Annotated in this window: 12 protein-coding genes; 9 read left to right on the top strand and 3 right to left on the bottom strand. The window is 61.1% G+C overall.

What is annotated here, in order from left to right; genetic code table 11:
* Positions 1-11: 11 nt before the first annotated feature.
* From AB4Z35_RS23785 to AB4Z35_RS23755, 7 genes are all read left to right on the top strand, one after another.
* On the top strand, positions 12-662 hold the full coding sequence (locus AB4Z35_RS23785) for a GNAT family N-acetyltransferase (protein ID WP_007999542.1): 651 nt from the start codon (positions 12-14) through the stop codon (positions 660-662).
* Between the two features lie 65 nt (positions 663-727).
* On the top strand, positions 728-2,455 hold the full coding sequence (locus AB4Z35_RS23780) for an autotransporter assembly complex protein TamA (RefSeq protein WP_442099767.1): 1,728 nt from the start codon (positions 728-730) through the stop codon (positions 2,453-2,455).
* Positions 2,452-6,123, top strand: a complete 3,672-nt coding sequence (locus AB4Z35_RS23775; protein ID WP_442099766.1) for a translocation/assembly module TamB domain-containing protein — start codon at positions 2,452-2,454, stop codon at positions 6,121-6,123. Before AB4Z35_RS23780 ends, AB4Z35_RS23775 begins: the two co-directional genes overlap by 4 nt.
* Positions 6,124-6,362: 239 nt before the next feature.
* Complete coding sequence (locus AB4Z35_RS23770) at positions 6,363-6,836, top strand: MarR family winged helix-turn-helix transcriptional regulator (RefSeq protein WP_007999548.1); 474 nt, start codon at positions 6,363-6,365, stop codon at positions 6,834-6,836.
* Positions 6,833-8,302 carry an efflux transporter outer membrane subunit gene (locus AB4Z35_RS23765; protein WP_442099763.1) on the top strand — a complete coding sequence of 490 codons (1,470 nt, stop codon included), beginning with the start codon at positions 6,833-6,835 and terminating at the stop codon, positions 8,300-8,302. Before AB4Z35_RS23770 ends, AB4Z35_RS23765 begins: the two co-directional genes overlap by 4 nt.
* A 15-nt stretch (positions 8,303-8,317) precedes the next feature.
* Positions 8,318-9,520, top strand: a complete 1,203-nt coding sequence (locus AB4Z35_RS23760) for an HlyD family secretion protein (protein ID WP_442099762.1) — start codon at positions 8,318-8,320, stop codon at positions 9,518-9,520.
* Positions 9,521-9,682: 162 nt separating this feature from the next.
* Positions 9,683-11,215 (top strand): DHA2 family efflux MFS transporter permease subunit, encoded by a 1,533-nt coding sequence (locus AB4Z35_RS23755; protein WP_442099760.1) that lies wholly within the window; start codon positions 9,683-9,685, stop codon positions 11,213-11,215.
* A 125-nt stretch (positions 11,216-11,340) separates the two neighbouring features.
* On the opposite strand, the gene lpxH is transcribed toward AB4Z35_RS23755, so the two are convergent.
* The gene (gene lpxH / locus AB4Z35_RS23750) at positions 11,341-12,093 is read right to left on the bottom strand and encodes a UDP-2,3-diacylglucosamine diphosphatase (protein WP_442099759.1); all 753 of its coding nucleotides are present in this window, start codon (positions 12,091-12,093) and stop codon (positions 11,341-11,343) included.
* Positions 12,090-12,593, bottom strand: coding sequence for a peptidylprolyl isomerase (locus tag AB4Z35_RS23745; RefSeq protein ID WP_223453921.1), 504 nt, complete (start codon positions 12,591-12,593; stop codon positions 12,090-12,092). The genes lpxH and AB4Z35_RS23745 overlap by 4 nt, the downstream gene beginning before the upstream one ends.
* Before the next feature lie 267 nt (positions 12,594-12,860).
* On the opposite strand from AB4Z35_RS23745, the gene AB4Z35_RS23740 reads away from it, so the two are divergent.
* Both AB4Z35_RS23740 and cysS read left to right on the top strand, forming a co-directional pair.
* Positions 12,861-14,558: a glutamine--tRNA ligase/YqeY domain fusion protein gene (locus AB4Z35_RS23740; RefSeq protein ID WP_442099757.1), complete on the top strand. Its 1,698-nt coding sequence runs from the start codon at positions 12,861-12,863 to the stop codon at positions 14,556-14,558.
* A gap of 15 nt (positions 14,559-14,573) precedes the next feature.
* Positions 14,574-15,956: a cysteine--tRNA ligase gene (gene cysS, locus AB4Z35_RS23735; protein ID WP_442099756.1), complete on the top strand. Its 1,383-nt coding sequence runs from the start codon at positions 14,574-14,576 to the stop codon at positions 15,954-15,956.
* A 205-nt stretch (positions 15,957-16,161) separates the two neighbouring features.
* On the opposite strand, the gene AB4Z35_RS23730 is transcribed toward cysS, so the two are convergent.
* On the bottom strand, positions 16,162-17,994 hold the full coding sequence (locus AB4Z35_RS23730; protein WP_442099755.1) for a sigma-54-dependent Fis family transcriptional regulator: 1,833 nt from the start codon (positions 17,992-17,994) through the stop codon (positions 16,162-16,164).
* Positions 17,995-18,134: the final 140 nt, after the last annotated feature.

Below are 18,134 nucleotides of genomic sequence, written 5' to 3'. Positions count from 1 at the left end.
GATCAACCGTCATGCCCGAAACCTCGACCGCCATCGCCGATATTCACATGCTCGACAGCGGCTACGCCCTTGAGGCGCGCTCACTGCTGTATCAGGCTTATCGACACGAGCCGACCTTCGGCTATTTGTTCGAAGCCGAGCGTCCCGGTTACGAACAACGGGTTCGCGCCACTGTGCGCGAACTGGTGACCCAGCATTTTCTCCAGGACCTGCCTGCCATCGGCCTGCTGGTCAACGACCGCCTGATCGGCATCGCCCTGATCGCGCCGCCGCAACGTCGTCTTGGCATCACCGAAAGTTGGGCCTGGCGCCTGCGCATGGTGCTCAGTACGGGATTTCGCTGCACCCGTCGCTACCTTGAATATCACGCTGCCGTGGAGGCCTGCGTGCCGAACGACTCGGTGCACGTCCTGCCGTTGCTGGGGGTTCATCCGCAGTTCCAGGGCAAACATTTCGGCGAACAACTGTTGCAAGCCGTGCACAACTGGTGCGCCGTGGATGAAAACTCACAGGGTGTGATCCTCGATACCGGGAATCCTCGCTATCTGGAGTTCTATAAGCGTCAGGGCTATGAGGAAATCGGTGAAGTTGCCGTAGGACCGATTCGCGAGCACGTGTTTTTTCACCCCAATCCCCAGGTGTTGCACACCGCAACGGCCTGAATGGCGAACTTTCCTTGCGTGCCAGGCTCTATCACGCTCTCAAGCTCGTGATAGCATCCGCGCCTATGAAGTTTCCAGGAAGAATTACCAGCGGTGTGCTGATGCTGATGACCAGCTGCACAGCGCTGGCACAAAGTGAATTGGATGTACGGATCAAACCGTCCAATGATGAGCTGAAGGCCAATATAGAAGGCTATATCGGCAGCCTCGGCGATCGTGACGAAGAAGCCTTGCTGCGCTTCAGCCGTGGCGCCGAAGAACAGGCGCGCAAGGCCGCCCAGGCCTTGGGTTATTACCAGCCGCACATCGATAGCGAGGTGAAGGGCGGCAAGGACCCGCGCCTGGTGCTGACGGTCGACCCCGGTGAGCCGGTGCATTTACGCAACGTCACGGTGCGTGTCGAAGGCCCGGCAGCCTCCCTCAAATCCTTTCGAGTTCCCAAAAGCGACGCGCTCAAGCCCGGCGCGGTGCTCAATCATGGGCATTACGAGGATGCGAAGCGCCTGATCCAGAATCAGGCTTCGCGTTATGGCTTTTTCAGCGGCCACTTCACTCGTTCAAAATTGTCGGTCGACCCGCGTGCCGGCGTCGCCGATATCGAACTGATCTATGAAAGTGGTCCGCGTTACACCTTGGGCAAAGTCAGTTTCGAGGGCGATACGCCGTTCGACGATGAGCTGCTGCAACGCATGGTGCCGTTCAAGGCCGGTGCGCCATATGACTCGGAACTGATCGCCGAACTCAATCAGAACCTGCAATCGAGCGGCTACTTCGAAGGTGTGCGGGTGGACGCGGCACCGACGGCATCCAGGGACGATGCGATTCCGGTGGACGTCAAACTCGACACCCGCAAGCCGCGGACCATGGGCCTGGGCCTGGGTTTCTCCACCGACGTCGGCCCACGGGCCAAGGCCAACTGGACCCGGCACTGGGTCAACGCGCAGGGGCACAGTTACGGCTGGGAGACCGAAGTCTCGGCGCCTCGGCAAAACGTCGGGCTGTTCTACGACATTCCGCTGGACCCACCGCTGACCGACAAACTGCGTTTTGCCGGCGGCTATCAGAATGAAGACATCGCCGGCACCGACACCCACAGCAAGTTGCTGACCCTCGGCCCCGAATGGCACAGCAAGTTGCCCAGTGGCTGGCAGCGGGTGGTGTCGCTCAAGTGGCAGCGCGAGGATTATCAGCTCGGCGACGACTCGGGACTCAGTAATCTGCTGATGCCCGGTGTGAACTACTCGTACCTGAAAAGTGACAACCGCATCGACCCGCATAACGGCTATCGGCTGCAATTCGAATCCAAAGTGGCCAAGGAAGGTTTGGGGTCCGACAGCAACCTGCTCTACGGCACGGCATTGGTCAAAGGCCTGACCACGGTGTTCGACAACCACCGCTTCCTCGGGCGCGTGCAGGTCGGCGGCAGTGCCACCAACGGCTTCAAATCGGTGCCGCCATCGTTGCGCTTCTTCGCCGGTGGCGATCAGAGCGTGCGCGGTTACGACTATCAGAGCCTGTCCCCGGAAAATTCCGACGGTGACCGCATCGGTGGTCGCTACATGGTCGCCGCCAGCGCGGAGTACCAGTATTCGATCGCCGAAAAATGGCGGGTCGCGACCTTTGTCGATCAGGGCAACTCTTTCAATACACTCGAACTGCCGAACCTCAAGACCGGGGTCGGTATCGGCGTGCGCTGGGTGTCGCCGGTGGGGCCGATCCGCCTCGACCTGGCCCATGCGCTGGACGACGATGGCGGCATTCGACTGCACTTTTCCATGGGGCCCGAGCTGTGAAGCGTGGTTTGAAAGTAACGCTGTTGGCGATTCTGGCGCTGTTGATGCTGGTTGTCCTGACGCTGGCCACAGTGTTGGGCACGGCGACGGGCAGCCGCTGGGCGTTGGGGTTTGTGCCGGGTTTGACCCTGGAAAACTTCCAGGGCCGGCTGGGCGGGCAGTGGAGTGCCGATCGGGTGCTGTGGCAGCAGGACACCAGCCGGGTTGAACTGAACAAGGTGATTTTTGCCTGGTCGCCGATGTGCCTGACCCGCATGACCTTGTGCATCGAGCAATTGCAGGCCGATCAGGTCAGCCTGACGTTCCCGCCGGGTGCCGAGGAACCAGGCAGCGGCCCGATCACGCTCCCGGAGCTCAAGCTACCGGTGGCCATCGAGCTGGGAGAAATCAAGGTCGGCCGCCTGCTGTTCAACGGCAGCGAAGAACTCAAGGGGCTGCAACTGGCGGCGCACTGGACGGCGGCCGGTTTGAAAATCGACGCGATATCGTTACAGCGCGATGACCTGAGCCTGAACCTGTCCGGCCTGTTGCAACCAAGCGGTAATTGGCCGCTCAACGCCGAAGGTAAGCTGACTCTATTGTCGACGCCTGAACCCTTGGCGCTGGCGTTGAAGATCGACGGCGACCTGCTGAAAACCCTGAATCTGAAGGCCGACAGCAGCGGCTACCTCAACGGGCAACTGACCGGCGAACTGCAACCGCTGGTGGAAAACCTGCCGGCCAAGCTGCGGATCACCGCCGACGGCTTCAAACCCGGTGCCGATCTGCCGGACACCCTGCAACTCAATCAACTGGAACTCACCGGTACGGGTGACCTGAAAAACGGCTATGCGCTACAAGGCAAAGCCACGTTGCCCGCAGAACAAGGGCCGGTCGCACTGGCGCTGCAAGGCAAGGTCGACGCCAAGGGCGCGCAGATCGCCGCACTGGACTTGACCGCCAACGACCAGCAAAGCCTCAAGCTCACCGGGCAGGTGGACTGGAGCAAAGGCCTGAGCGCCGAGGCGAAAATCGACTGGCTGGATTTCCCCTGGCACCGCCTCTATCCATTGATCGACGAGCCGGAAGTGGCGTTGCGCCGCTTCAACGGTGAGGTGTCCTATACCGACGGCAAGTACCTAGGTCATTTCGACGCCGCACTGGATGGTCCGGCCGGGGCCTTCACCCTGGCCAGTCCGTTCGCGGGCGATCTGACGAAAATTTACCTGCAACAGATTCAACTCCAGGCCGGGCAAGGCAAGGCCGAAGGGCACCTGAACCTGCAATTCGCCGACGGCATTGCCTGGGACACCGCGCTGGGCCTGTCGGCGATCAACCCGGCGTACTGGGTCGCGGAGCTGCCGGGCACGCTGGCCGGGCCGTTGCGCAGCCAGGGCGAGATGAAGAATGAAACGCTCAGCCTCAATGCCGACCTGGACCTCAAAGGCAAGCTGCGCGGTCAACCGGCGGTGATCCAGGCCAAGGCCGATGGGCGTGGCGAGCAATGGAACCTCAACGCCCTGCAAGTTCGCCTGGGCGACAACAGCATCAGCGGCAAAGGCAGCCTGCAACAGAAACTCGTTGGGCAGATCGATCTCAAGCTGCCGCACCTGGCCCAGCTCTGGCCACAACTACGCGGCCAACTCAATGGTCGCGTGGATGTCGCCGGCACGCTCAAGGCACCGCAAGGCAAGCTTGACCTGCAAGGCTCGCAACTGGCATTCCAGGACAATCGCCTGCAGAGCCTGAACCTGGACGCCACGCTGGACAGTGCGCAACGGGCGAAAATCGACCTCAAGGGCAGCGGCATCCGGGCGGGCGACACTTCACTGGGCGCGCTGACCGCCAGCGGCCAGGGCGACATAAAAAACCAGAAACTGAGCCTCGACCTGCAAGGACCGAAGCTGAAACTGGCGCTTGGCCTGGACGGTGCGCTGGACCAAGGCAATTGGCGTGGCCGCCTGGCCAGCGGTGATATCCAGGCCGGTGGCCAGGACTGGAAACTGCAAGGGCCGGCGAAACTCGAACGCCTGGCGGACGGCAAAATCAACTTCGGCGCCCACTGCTGGGCCTCCGGCCAGGCCAGCCTGTGCGGTGAGGACTCGCGCCTGATGCCCGAGCCGAAGCTGCGTTATCACCTCAAGCAATTCCCGATCGACAGCCTCGCCCAGTGGTTGCCGAAGGATTTCGCCTGGCAGGGCCGGCTCAATGCCGACCTGCAACTGGACCTGCCGGCCAATGGCCCGAACGGCCAGATCAGCGTCGATGCCGGCGGCGGCACGTTGCGCATCAAGGAAAAGGACCAGTGGCTGGATTTCCCGTACCAGACCCTGAAACTCACCAGCAAACTCACGCCCAAACGCATCGACACCGAGCTCAACTTCGTCGGTGGCAAACTCGGCGAACTGATGGTCCAGGCGCAGCTCAATCCCTTGCCGAAGAACAAACCGTTGAGCGGCTCGTTCCGTTTGAGCGGGCTGGACCTGTCGGTGGCGCGGCCATTCGTGCCGATGGTCGAGAAGCTGGCCGGGCGCTTGAATGGCAGCGGCACGATTTCCGGCGGGCTATTGGCGCCGCAGGTCAATGGCAGTCTGCAACTGAGTGACGGCATAGTGGCCGGACCTGAATTGCCAATGGAGCTGCAAAACCTGCACGTACAGGCGCTCATCGCCGGTGAAAGCGTACAACTGAACGGCGGCTGGAATAGTGGCAAGGCCGGGCAGGGCAGCTTGAACGGCAACATCGCCTGGGGCCAGGCGCTGGTGGTGGACCTGGCGCTCAAAGGCTCACAGTTGCCGGTCACCGTCGAGCCTTACGCCAAGCTTGAAGTGGCACCGGACCTGAAGATCTCGGTGCAGGGCGACGAGTTGGCCATCGCCGGTAAAGTGCTGGTGCCCAAGGGCGAAATCACAATTCGTGAGTTGCCGCCGTCGACGGTCAAGGTCTCCGATGACACGGTGATCGTCGGTCAGCAGACCGAGGAGGGCAAGCCACCGCTGGCGATGAAGATGGACATCGAAGTGGTGGTCGGCGAGGACAAGCTGAGTTTCGCCGGCTTCGGCCTGACCGCGAATGTGCAGGGGCATGTGCACATCGGCGACAACATGGACACCCGTGGTGAACTATGGCTCAACGACGGGCGTTATCGCGCCTACGGCCAGCGGCTTTCGGTGCGCCGGGCTCGCTTGCTGTTTGCCGGCCCCATCGATCAGCCGTACCTGGACATCGAAGCCATTCGCAAGACCGACGACATCATCGCCGGCATCCGCCTGAGTGGCAGCGCCGAGCAGCCGACCACGCAGATCTTCTCCGAACCGGCCATGAGCCAGGAGCAGGCCCTGTCCTATCTGGTGCTTGGGCGTCCGTTGAGCAGCAATGGCGAAGACAACAACATGCTCGCCCAGGCGGCCCTCGGTCTGGGCTTGATGGGCAGCTCCGGGGTCACCAGCGGTCTGGCCAAGAACCTGGGCATTCAGGACTTCCAGCTCGACACCCAGGGCAGCGGGACTGCCACCAGTGTGGTGGCCAGCGGCAACCTCTCCGAGAAGCTCAGCCTGCGCTATGGCGTTGGCGTGTTCGAACCGGCCAACACCATTGCCCTGCGCTACAAGCTGAGCAAAAAGGTCTACCTCGAAGCCGCTGGCGGCGTGGCCAGTTCGCTGGACATCTTCTACAAGCGGGATTTCTAGGCCCGCATTTCCTACAAAAGACCGAGTCGCCCCATTCGCGAGCAAGCCCGCTCCCACAAGGTCCAGTGCGATCCCTGTGGGAGCGGGCTTGCTCGCGAAGGCGTCCGTGTGGGCAGCACAAAACCCGACACCATTTATCAACTATTTACCAAGCGTGCTAACTATTACGTTGACATTGGCTGCCTAGGCAGTAACATCTCGACATACATTCACTGCCTAGGCAGCTAATTGGTGGTCAGTTGAAACATTTCTCTCCAGACGATTTCCACAATTGCCATCTCGGCCTGTTGCTCGGGCGTGCCGCGCTGCTCAAGGACCGGATCATCGACACCCACATGGAACCCCACGGCATCACCGCCGCGCAGTTCAAGGTGTTGATCATCATGGCCCAGTACGGCGTCGACTCGCCGGGCGAACTGTGCCGCCACCTGTCCCTGGACAGCGGTTCGATGACCCGCATGCTCGATCGCCTGGAACAGAAAGGTTTCCTCGCCCGCCAGCGCTCCGAGGCGGATCGCCGTCAGGTGCAGCTGGTACTCACGGAAGAAGGGCAGAAGCTTGCCGGGCTGTTGCCGCACATCGGTGCCGAAGCCATGAATGAACTGGCCGGTGCCATCACTCCAGATGAGCTGAAAACCCTGGAGATGATTCTGAAGAAAATTCTGGTAGCAGCCGGTGACTCGATCACCCTGCTGCGGGTAGGTGACAAATGAGCAGTAAACCCTTGCGTACCGGCCTGAGCCTGGTGCTGTTGGCCATGAGCCTGGCCGGTTGCGCCAGCTACAGCGGTCTGAAAACTGAAGGTGTCAGCCTCGACGCGAAAAACCTCAAGGCCGGGCAATCCCTCGGCAGCGTGACGTTGTCGCCGGCCGCCTGGCCGAAAAGCGACTGGTGGAAAAGCCTCGGCGACCCGCAACTCGACGGTCTGATCCGCGAGGCCCTGCGTGATAGCCCGGACATGCAAATCGCCGACGCCCGTGCCCATCAGGCCAGCGCTACGGCCTACGCCGCCGACGCCGAGCGGATGCCGACCCTGGATGCCAGCGCCGGTGTCAGCCGCTCGCGCCTGGCCCGGGACCAGGACCCGCGCGGGCAGGGCGATGCTTACGCCACCATTCGCAACATCAGCACCAGCTTCAATTACAACTTCGACCTGTGGGGCGGTCAGCGCGATGCCTGGGAGGCCGCCCTGGGCCAGGCCCGTGCTGCCGAAGTCGACCAGCAGGCCGCGCAGCTGACACTGGCCGCCGACGTCGCCCGTGCCTACAGCGATCTGGGGCAGGCGCATATCGTCTATGACCTGTCCAGCGAAGACCTCAAACGCACCCGGCAAATGCTCGACCTGAGCCAGCGGCGCCTGACCGCCGGGATCGACAGCCAGTACCAGTTCCAGCAGACCGAAAGCCTGGAAGCCACATCCCAAGCCAACCTGATCGATGCGCAAAAGCGCCTGAACAGCGCGAAAATCGCCCTCGCGGTACTGCTCGGCAAAGGTCCGGACCGCGGCAATGAAATTGCCCGCCCGAACATTCTTCAGCCGAGCGCGGTAGCGCTACCTTCGGTATTGCCGGCCGAACTGCTCGGGCGTCGTCCGGACCTGGTGGCCGCGCGCTGGCGGGTCGAGGCGGCGAGCAAAAGTATCGACGCCGGCAAGACCCGGTTCTATCCCAACTTGAACCTCAGCGCCGCTGCCGGCGCCGAGTCCCTGTTGGGCGATGCAATGTTTGGTTCGGCCAGTCGCTTCTTCAACATTGCACCGACGATCTCTGTGCCGATTTTCGACGGTGGCCGCCTGCGCGCCGACCTCGATTCGCGCGACGCCGACTACGACCTCGCGGTGGCGCAGTACAACAAAAGCCTGGTGAAGGCGCTGGGTGACGTCAGCGACAGCATCAACCAGTTACGCGATATCGGCCGGCAGATCGCGGCCCAGCAGCACGCCACCGACATCGCCCAGGATTCCTACAACACCGTGGTCCAGCGTTACGGTTCCGGCATCGGCAACTACCTGGACGTGCTCAGCATCGAGCAGCAATTGCTCCAGGCCCAGCGTCAGCTGGCCAACCTGAATGCCGAGCAGATCGACCTGTCGATCCAACTGATGCAGGCGCTGGGGGGCGGTTTCCAGCCTGAGGTCATCGCCTCGGCCAACGCCACGCCAGCCACGCTGACCCACTAATTCAAGGTACCTGTCATGGCCACTGCCGATACAACCCAACCTCCTGAAAACACTCAAGGCAACCCCAATTCGGGCAAGCGCAAGTTCATGTTGCTGGTCCTGGCTGCCGCTGTCGTACTGAGTGGCGCGGGCGTCTGGGCCTACCACGAGTTTTACGGGCGCTGGAGCGAAAGCACCGACGACGCCTATGTGAACGGCAACGTGGTGGAAATCACGCCGCTGGTCACCGGCACCGTGGTCAGCATCGGCGCCGACGATGGCGATCTGGTGCATGAAGGCCAGGTGCTGGTGAACTTCGACCCGAACGACGCCGAAATTGGCCTGCAAAATGCCCAGGCCAATCTGGCGCGTACCGTGCGTCAGGTGCGCGGCTTGTACAGCGATGTGGATGGCATGAAAGCCCAGGTCAACGCCCAGAAAGCCGAAGTGCAAAAGGCCCAGGACAACTTCAGCCGGCGCAAGAATCTCGCCGCTGGCGGGGCGATTTCCCAGGAAGAACTGTCCCACGCCCGCGACGACCTGACCTCGGCGCAAAACGCCTTGGCCAACGCCGAACAAAAGCTCAAAACCACCAGCGCGCTGGTCGATGACACCGTGGTTTCATCGCACCCGGACGTGATGGCCGCCGCCGCGCAACTGCGTCAGGCTTACTTGAACAACTCGCGCAGCGTGCTGATTGCCCCGGTCACCGGTTACGTGGCCAAGCGTTCTGTACAGCTTGGTCAGCGTGTGCAGCCGGGTACTGCGCTGATGGCGGTGATTCCGCTGGATCAGCTGTGGATCGACGCCAACTTCAAGGAAACCCAGCTGCGTGACATGCGCATTGGCCAACCGGTCGAGATCGAAACCGACCTCTACGGCAGCGACGTCAAATACAGCGGCACCATCGACAGCCTTGGCGCCGGCACCGGCAGCGCCTTTGCCTTGTTGCCGGCACAGAACGCCACTGGTAACTGGATCAAGATCGTGCAGCGCGTGCCGGTGCGGATCCACGTCAACGCCGAAGAACTGGCCAAACACCCGTTGCGGGTCGGCCTGTCGACCATGGTTGATGTGAACCTGCGCGACCAGAGCGGCCCGGTGCTGGCACAACAGCCGCCGCAAAAGGCCTCGTTCAGTACCAACGTCTACGACCGTCAGTTGGCCGAGGCGGACGCGATGATCACTCAGTTAATCCACGACAACAGCGCAGCGGTCAGCAAGACCGTGCAACGCTGATTCGCCACTACACCGCCCCTGTGGGAGCGAGCCTGCTCGCGATAGCGGACTGACATTCAACATCAATGTCGACTGAACCGACGCCATCGCGAGCAAGCTCGCTCCCACCGGGATAGCTGCGTCTGTGAGGCGCAGCGCCAGACCAGTTTCAAAGGATTCGCGATGAGCAATAACGCGTCTTTCACACCGCCCAGCTTGCTGCTCAGCACCATCGGCCTGTCGCTGGCGACCTTCATGCAAGTGCTCGACACCACCATCGCCAACGTGGCGTTGCCGACGATTTCCGGCAACCTGGGCGTGAGTTCGGAACAGGGCACCTGGGTGATCACCTCGTTTGCGGTGAGCAATGCCATCGCCTTGCCGCTGACCGGTTGGCTCAGTCGGCGTTTTGGCGAGGTGAAGCTGTTTGTATGGGCGACATTGCTGTTCGTGCTGGCCTCGTTTTTGTGCGGGATTTCCACGTCCATGCCCGAGCTGGTGGGCTTCCGGGTGCTGCAAGGGGTTGTAGCCGGTCCGCTGTACCCAATGACCCAGACCCTGCTGATTGCGGTTTACCCCCCGGCGAAGCGGGGGATGGCCCTGGCGTTGCTGGCGATGGTCACGGTGGTCGCGCCGATTGCCGGGCCGATCCTAGGCGGCTGGATCACCGACAGCTACAGCTGGCCGTGGATTTTCTTCATCAACGTGCCGATCGGCTTGTTCGCGGCATGGGTGGTGACCCGGCAGATGAAAAAGCGCCCGGTGGTCACCAGCCGCCAACCGATGGATTACGTCGGGTTGATCGCGCTGATCATCGGCGTCGGGGCCCTGCAGATCGTGCTCGACAAGGGCAACGATGCCGACTGGTTTGAATCGAGCTTCATCGTGATTGGCAGCGTGATTTCGGTGGTAGCCCTGGCCTTTTTCATCATCTGGGAAATGACCGACGAGCACCCGGTGGTCAACCTGCGCCTGTTTGCCCATCGTAACTTTCGTTACGGCACCATCGTGCTGATTCTGGGGTATGCCGGGTTCTTCGGGATCAACCTGATCCTGCCACAGTGGCTGCAGACGCGCTTGGGCTACACCGCGACCTGGGCCGGTTTTGCCGTGGCACCGCTGGGGATCCTGCCGGTGCTGCTGTCGCCGTTCGTCGGCAAGTACGCACCACGGTTCGACATGCGGGTGCTGGCGGGCGGGGCATTCCTGGCCATCGGCCTGAGCTGTTTCATGCGCGCCGGGTTCACCAATGAAGTGGACTTCCAGCACATCGCGATGGTGCAGTTGTTCATGGGGATCGGCGTGGCGCTGTTCTTCATGCCGACCCTGACCATCCTGCTCTCGGACCTGCCGCCGAGCCAGATCGCCGACGGTTCGGGGCTGGCCACGTTTCTGCGGACCTTGGGCGGCAGTTTTGCGGCGTCACTGACGACCTGGATCTGGATTCGTCGGGCCGATCAGCATCATGCGTACCTGACTGAAAGCATTACGCCGTTCGATCCGGCGACCCGCGAGGCGATTACCCATCTGGGCGGGGCAGGGGCCAAGGCTTACACGCAACTGGATCAGATGGTGATCAGCCAGGCGTACATCATGTCCACGGTGGATTACTTCACCTTGCTGGGCTGGATGTTCATGGGGCTGATCCTGATTGTGTGGCTGGCGAAGCCACCGTTTACCGCCAAGGCCGGGCCTGCGGCCTCTGCGGGGCACTGACAATCACCGTGGAACCCCTGTGGGAGCGAGCTTGCTCGCGATGGCGGTGGATCAGTCAACAGAGATGTTGAATGTTAATCCGCTATCGCGAGCAAGCTCGCTCCCACAGGGATCTCCTACAGCCTTCAGTTCGCGGGTGCGGCGAGTTGCGGTGGCGGAGTGAAATCAAAGGGCGCCAGCGCAAACCCTTGTTCGTCGACCTGCAATGCCCACCCTTGACGATCCCAGTCCCCCAGCACAATGCGCCGGGCTGCTTGCTCGCCAAGCTGCAACTTGTGAATCGCGGGACGGTGGGTATGCCCGTGAATCAAGGTCTTCACGCCGTACTCCTGCATGATCCGCGGAATCTCTTCGGGCGTGACGTCGACGATGTCGTTGGCTTTCATCCGCGTTTGCGCACGGCTTTCACTGCGCAATTTGCGCGCCAGCTTGTGCCGGGTGCGCAGCGGTAGATGCCGCAGGATGAACAGGGTGATCGGGTTGCGCAGGTAACGACGCAGCTTCATATAGGCTTCGTCGCGGGTACACAGGCTGTCGCCGTGCATCAGCAGCACCGGCTCGCCGTTGAGTTGCACGACACTCGGGTCTTTAAGCAAGGTGCAGCCGGCCTGTTTGCAAAAGGCCTGGCCGAGCATGAAGTCGCGATTGCCGTGCATCAGGAAAATGGCCGTGCCGCTGTCGCTGAGATCGCGCAGGGCCTGGCAGATGGAACGCTGGAAGGGCGTCATGGCGTCGTCGCCAATCCACACCTCGAAGAAGTCGCCCAGAATGTACAACGCACTCGCCGAGCGGGCGCGTCCGGCGAGCAAATCCAGAAACGCCCGGGTGATGTCCGGGCGCTCCTCTTCCAGATGCAAGTCTGAAATCAGCAATATCACTCAATGATCTCGGCTTTCTCGATGATCACGTCGTCTGCCGGTACGTCCTGGTGGCCGGCCTTGGAAGTGGTGGCCACGCCTTTGATCTTGTCGACAACGTCGGTGCCTGCGGTCACTTTACCGAATACCGCGTAGCCCCAGCCTTGTACGTTCTTGCCGCTGTGGTTCAGGAAGCTGTTGTCCGCCACGTTGATGAAGAACTGTGCGGAAGCCGAATGCGGCTCCATGGTGCGGGCCATGGCGACGGTGTACTTGTCGTTGGAAAGACCGTTGTCAGCTTCGTTCTGGATGCTTGGACGCTTGTCTTTCTTTTCTTTCATGCCTGGCTCGAAACCGCCGCCCTGGATCATGAAGTTACCGATGACACGGTGGAAAACAGTGTTTTCGTAGTGACCGGCTTTAACGTACTCGACGAAGTTGGCCACGGTGATCGGGGCTTTGTCGGCGTTCAGTTCGAGGACGATGTCGCCATGGTTGGTCGTCAGTTTGACTTGGGTCATGATCGGTACTCTTTTGAGATGAAGCATATCTAAGGAATTCGTGGTTTTGGGACACTCCATCCCGCAACCGGTTCAGCCTGTCTCGGCCAAGGTGCGCAGTTTAGCGTGCCAGACGCGAATTTCGAGGCTGTTTTTTCATTTGCGGCCTATTAAATACGACGGTTTACAGGGTGCGCTCTGTCAGGTACTTGACGGCATCGGCTATGATAGCGGCTTTGTTTTGTCCGGCCTTCATTACGGCCACGCACTTGTACGTTCAAGGATCCTATGAGCAAGCCCACTGTCGACCCTACCTCGAATGCCAAGACCGGCCCTGCCGTGCCGGTCAACTTCCTGCGGCCGATCATCCAGGCAGACCTGGACTCGGGCAAGCACACGCAAATCGTCACCCGTTTCCCGCCTGAACCCAACGGCTACCTGCACATCGGTCACGCCAAGTCGATCTGCGTGAACTTCGGCCTGGCCCAGGAGTTCGGCGGCGTCACGCACCTGCGTTTCGACGACACCAACCCGGCCAAGGAAGACCAGGAATACATCGACGCGATCGAAAGCGACGTCAAATGGCTGGGCTTCGAGTGGTCCGGTGAAGTGCGCTACGCCTCGCAGTATTTCGACCAGTTGCACGACTGGGCCGTTGAACTGATCAAGTCCGGCAAGGCCTACGTCGATGACCTGACCCCCGAGCAGGCCAAGGAATACCGTGGCACCTTGACCGAACCGGGCAAGAACAGCCCGTTCCGCGACCGCAGCGTCGAAGAGAACCTGGACCTGTTCGCGCGCATGAAAGCCGGCGAGTTCAAGGACGGCGCACGGGTGCTGCGGGCCAAGATCGACATGGCCTCGCCGAACATGAACCTGCGCGATCCGATCATGTATCGCATCCGTCACGCTCACCACCACCAGACCGGCGACAAGTGGTGCATCTACCCGAACTACGACTTCACCCACGGTCAGTCGGACGCCATCGAAGGCATCACCCATTCGATCTGCACCCTGGAGTTCGAAAGCCACCGCCCGCTGTACGAGTGGTTCCTCGACAACCTGCCGGTGCCGGCCAACCCGCGCCAGTACGAGTTCAGCCGCCTGAACCTGAACTACACCATCACCAGCAAGCGCAAGCTCAAGCAGCTGGTCGATGAAAAGCACGTCAACGGCTGGGACGACCCGCGCATGTCCACGCTGTCGGGTTTCCGTCGCCGTGGCTACACGCCGAAATCGATCCGCAACTTCTGCGAAATGATCGGCACCAACCGTTCCGACGGCGTGGTCGACTTCGGCATGCTCGAGTTCAGCATCCGTGACGACCTCGACCACAGCGCGCCGCGTGCCATGTGCGTACTGCGTCCGCTGAAAGTCGTGATCACCAACTACCCGGAAGGCCAGGTCGAGAACCTCGAACTGCCGCGTCATCCGAAGGAAGACATGGGCGTGCGCGCTTTGCCGTTCGCCCGTGAAATCTACATCGACCGTGAAGACTTCATGGAAGAGCCGCCGAAGGGCTACAAGCGCCTGGAACCGGCCGGTGAAGTGCGTCTACGCGGCAGCTACGTGATCCGTGCCGACGAAGCGATCAAGGACGCCGATGGCAACATCGTCGAACTGCGCTGCTCCTACGATCCGGACACCCTGGGCAAGAACCCGGAAGGCCGTAAGGTCAAAGGCGTGATCCACTGGGTGCCGGCCGCTGCCAGCGTCGAATGCGAAGTGCGCCTRTACGATCGTCTGTTCCGTTCTCCGAACCCGGAGAAGGCCGAAGACAGCGCCAGTTTCCTGGACAACATCAACCCTGATTCGCTGCAGGTACTCACTGGTTGTCGTGCTGAGCCTTCGCTTGGCAATGCACAGCCGGAAGACCGTTTCCAGTTCGAGCGCGAAGGTTACTTCGTTGCCGATTTGAAGGACTCGAAACCAGGTCAGCCGGTATTCAACCGTACCGTGACCCTGCGTGATTCGTGGGGCCAGTGATTCAAGGAAGTTAACGTGCTTACGATTTACAACACGCTCACCAAGAGCAAAGAAGTCTTCAAGCCGCTCGATGGCAACAAGGTGCGCATGTACGTGTGCGGCATGACCGTGTACGACTACTGCCACCTGGGCCACGGTCGCAGCATGGTCGCCTTTGACCTGGTGACGCGCTGGCTGCGCTTCAGCGGCTACGATCTGACTTATGTGCGCAACATCACCGACATTGACGACAAGATCATCAACCGGGCCAACGAGAACGGCGAGTCGTTCGACGCATTGACCGAGCGCATGATTGCCGCGATGCACGAAGATGAAGCGCGCCTGAACATCAAGAAGCCGGACATGGAACCGCGCGCCACGGATCACATTCCGGGCATGCACGCGATGATCCAGACCTTGATCGACAAGGGCTACGCCTACGCTCCGGGCAATGGCGACGTGTACTACCGCGTTGGCAAGTTCATGGGCTACGGCAAGCTGTCGCGCAAGAAGATCGAAGACCTGCGAATCGGCGCGCGCATCGAAGTCGACGAGTCCAAGCAGGACCCGCTGGACTTCGTGCTGTGGAAAGCCACCAAGCCGGGCGAGCCGAGCTGGGAATCGCCGTGGGGCGCCGGGCGTCCGGGCTGGCACATCGAATGCTCGGTGATGTCGACCTGCTGCCTGGGCGAAACCTTCGACATTCATGGCGGCGGCAGCGATCTTGAGTTCCCGCACCACGAAAACGAAATCGCCCAGAGCGAAGCGGCCACCGGCAAGACCTACGCCAACGCGTGGATGCATTGCGGCATGATCCGTATCAATGGCGAGAAGATGTCCAAGTCCTTGAACAACTTCTTCACCATTCGCGACGTGCTCGACAAGTACCACCCGGAAGTCGTGCGTTACCTGCTGGTGTCGAGCCACTACCGCAGCGCCATCAACTACTCGGAAGACAACCTCAAGGACGCCAAAGGCGCACTGGAGCGTTTCTACCACGCGTTGAAAGGCCTGCCGAACGTGGCGCCGGCGGGTGGCGAAGCCTTCGTCGAGCGGTTCACCCAGGTGATGAACGATGACTTCGGCACGCCGGAAGCCTGCGCGGTGCTGTTCGAGATGGTCCGCGAGATCAACCGTCTGCGCGAGAGCGATCTCAATGCAGCGGCCGGCCTGGCGGCGCGTCTGAAAGAACTGGCCAGCGTGCTGGGTGTGTTGCAGCTCGAAGCCGATGACTTCCTGCAGGCCGGTGCCGAAGGGCGCGTGGATGCAGCTGAAGTCGAGGCGCTGATTGCAGCGCGCCTGGCGGCACGTGCCGGCAAGGACTGGGCCGAATCCGACCGCATCCGCGACCAGCTCACCGCCATGGGCGTGGTGCTGGAAGACGGCAAGGGCGGCACGACCTGGCGTCTGGCTGACTGATTGCCTGATCTGCTGTAAAACAAAACCCGCCTTGTGCGGGTTTTTGTTTTTCGGGGTTGGCTGTTCGTTCTTTGGCTACAGGACTGACGCCTTCGCGGGCAAGCCCGCTCCCACAGTTGATCTTTAGTGTGTTTGAGCTTTGTGTACGACGCAAATCCAATGTGGGAGCGGGCTTGCTCGCGAAGAGGCCCATTCGGCCAACTTGTCATTCGGCCTGACGCAACCGCTTGTACAGGGTATTGCGACTAACCCCCAACCGCCGGGCCAGATACGAAATATTCCCCCCGACTGCCTGCAACTGCCGGTTCAAGTCCTCGACATCATTGAGGTCAACGGCCAATGGTTCCGGCGTCTCCACCGGCTCCATCTCCAGATCGACAAAAAAATCATCCGGCAAATGCTCAGGTCGCACCGGCTGTTCCTCGGCCATGGCCAGGGCCACCTGAATCACGCTGCTGACCTGGCGCAGGTTGCCCGGCCACGGGTGGCGGCCGAATAACGCCATCACTTCCTGGCTTAAACCGGCCCATTGCGATGGTTCGCGGTGTTGCTCCCACAGGCGTTTGAACAGTGCATCCTTATCGCTGCGTTCGCGCAGGGGCGGCAACTCCAGGGTCAGGCCGCCGATGCGGTAATACAGGTCTTCACGAAACCGCCCCAGTTGTACTTGTTCCCGTAGCGAGCGATTGGTCGCTGAAATGATGCGCAGGTCCACAGGGAACAACTCGCTGCTGCCCACTGGCTGAACGCAACGCTCCTGCAACACCCGCAACAGTCGAGCCTGTGTTGGCAGTGGCATGTCGCCGATTTCATCGAGGAACAGCGTGCCTTTGTCCGCCTTGCGGATCAGCCCGATGCTGCCTTTCTGGTTGGCGCCGGTGAACGCGCCTTTCTCATAACCGAATAACTCAGACTCCACCAGTTCGGCGGGAATCGCTGCACAGTTGACGGCGATGAACGCTTGTTTGCTGCGCGAACTGGCCTGATGCAGGGCTTTGACGAATACTTCCTTGCCGACCCCGGTTTCACCGTGGATCAGCAGTGGAATGTCTTTTTCCAGCAATCGCTCGGCCTGACGCACAGCTTTTTCCACGCGGCTGTCGCCGAAATGCAGGGAGTTGAGGCTGATGGCCGCGGGTGTAGCTACAACCGGCTCGGTGAACACTCGGGGTTGAATTGATGCCTGTTTCGGCCGCTTCAACAGGCACTGGAAGCGGTTGCGCCCGGAGGTTTGCAAGGCGAAGGGCAGGCCTTCGGGCTGATTGAGCAATTCCAGCAGCGAGACCTTGAACAGGCTATCGACACTGACCCGCGACAGGCTGATGCCCAGCAGATTGTCGGCCCGCCGATTGGCCGACAGCACTTGGCCGCTCTCATCGAATATCAACAAACCGGCCCATTGGCTGTCGAGGTTGTTCAGCCCGGTGTTGAATGTGAGTTGGAAATGCTGACCATGGAACAGATTGAGGATCAGCCGGTTTTCCACGGTCTGGCTCATCATCTTGACCATGCCCAGGGTGTGGGATGGCGGGAGGTAACTGTCACTGGAAACGTCCAGTACCGCGATCACCTTGCGCTCGGCATCGAAAATCGGCGCGGCGGAACCGGTCATGAAGCGGTTGGCCTTGAGGAAATGTTCGTCGTGCTCGATGTGCACCGCTTGCTCGCAGGCCAGGGCGGTGCCGATGGCGTTGGTGCCGGTGCAACGTTCCATCCAGCTGGCGCCGGCGCTGAAACCCCGGGCCAGTTTGGGTTCGATAAAGCGCTGGGTGCCCCATGACGTGAGCACCTGGCCCTGATGGTCGGCGAGCATGATCAGGCAATTGGAATTGCTCAGGATGTTCTCGTAGTAGGGCAGCACTTCCTGATGGGTGGTTTGCACCAGCGAATGCTGGCTCTCCAGCAATTGCGCGATGCCCGCGGCCGGCAACTGATCGAATGCCGGCGTGCTCTGATGACTGAGGCCGAACGCGCGGCAACGGGACCAGGAATCCTGGATGATGGCGTCGTGGGACAGCGGCAATGCGGGTGCGGCCATGGCAGTCGATCTCTGAACAAGCTTTTATTGTTTTTGTTATGGGTACACAGGATCTCTGTAGCAGCTGGCGCAGCCTGCGTTCGGCGGCGCAGCCGTCGTAGAACCTGTATTCGCGGTCATCCTGACACACCCTGACACAC

Origin of the sequence: Pseudomonas sp. KB_15 (assembly GCF_052114525.1) — a bacterium.
In the GTDB taxonomy this organism is placed as follows: Bacteria; Pseudomonadota; Gammaproteobacteria; order Pseudomonadales; family Pseudomonadaceae; genus Aquipseudomonas.
This window is presented reverse-complemented; position numbering and strand designations above follow the sequence as displayed.

Excerpts from the sequence above, each read along its gene's own strand:
- AB4Z35_RS23785 (WP_007999542.1), top strand. The coding sequence starts at position 12 with ATGCCCGAAACCTCGACCGCCATCGCCGATATTCACATGCTCGACAGC.
- AB4Z35_RS23780 (WP_442099767.1), top strand. The coding sequence starts at position 728 with ATGAAGTTTCCAGGAAGAATTACCAGCGGTGTGCTGATGCTGATGACC.
- AB4Z35_RS23765 (WP_442099763.1), top strand. The coding sequence starts at position 6,833 with ATGAGCAGTAAACCCTTGCGTACCGGCCTGAGCCTGGTGCTGTTGGCC.
- AB4Z35_RS23760 (WP_442099762.1), top strand. The coding sequence starts at position 8,318 with ATGGCCACTGCCGATACAACCCAACCTCCTGAAAACACTCAAGGCAAC.
- AB4Z35_RS23755 (WP_442099760.1), top strand. The coding sequence starts at position 9,683 with ATGAGCAATAACGCGTCTTTCACACCGCCCAGCTTGCTGCTCAGCACC.
- AB4Z35_RS23745 (WP_223453921.1), bottom strand. The coding sequence starts at position 12,593 with ATGACCCAAGTCAAACTGACGACCAACCATGGCGACATCGTCCTCGAA.
- AB4Z35_RS23730 (WP_442099755.1), bottom strand. The coding sequence starts at position 17,994 with ATGGCCGCACCCGCATTGCCGCTGTCCCACGACGCCATCATCCAGGAT.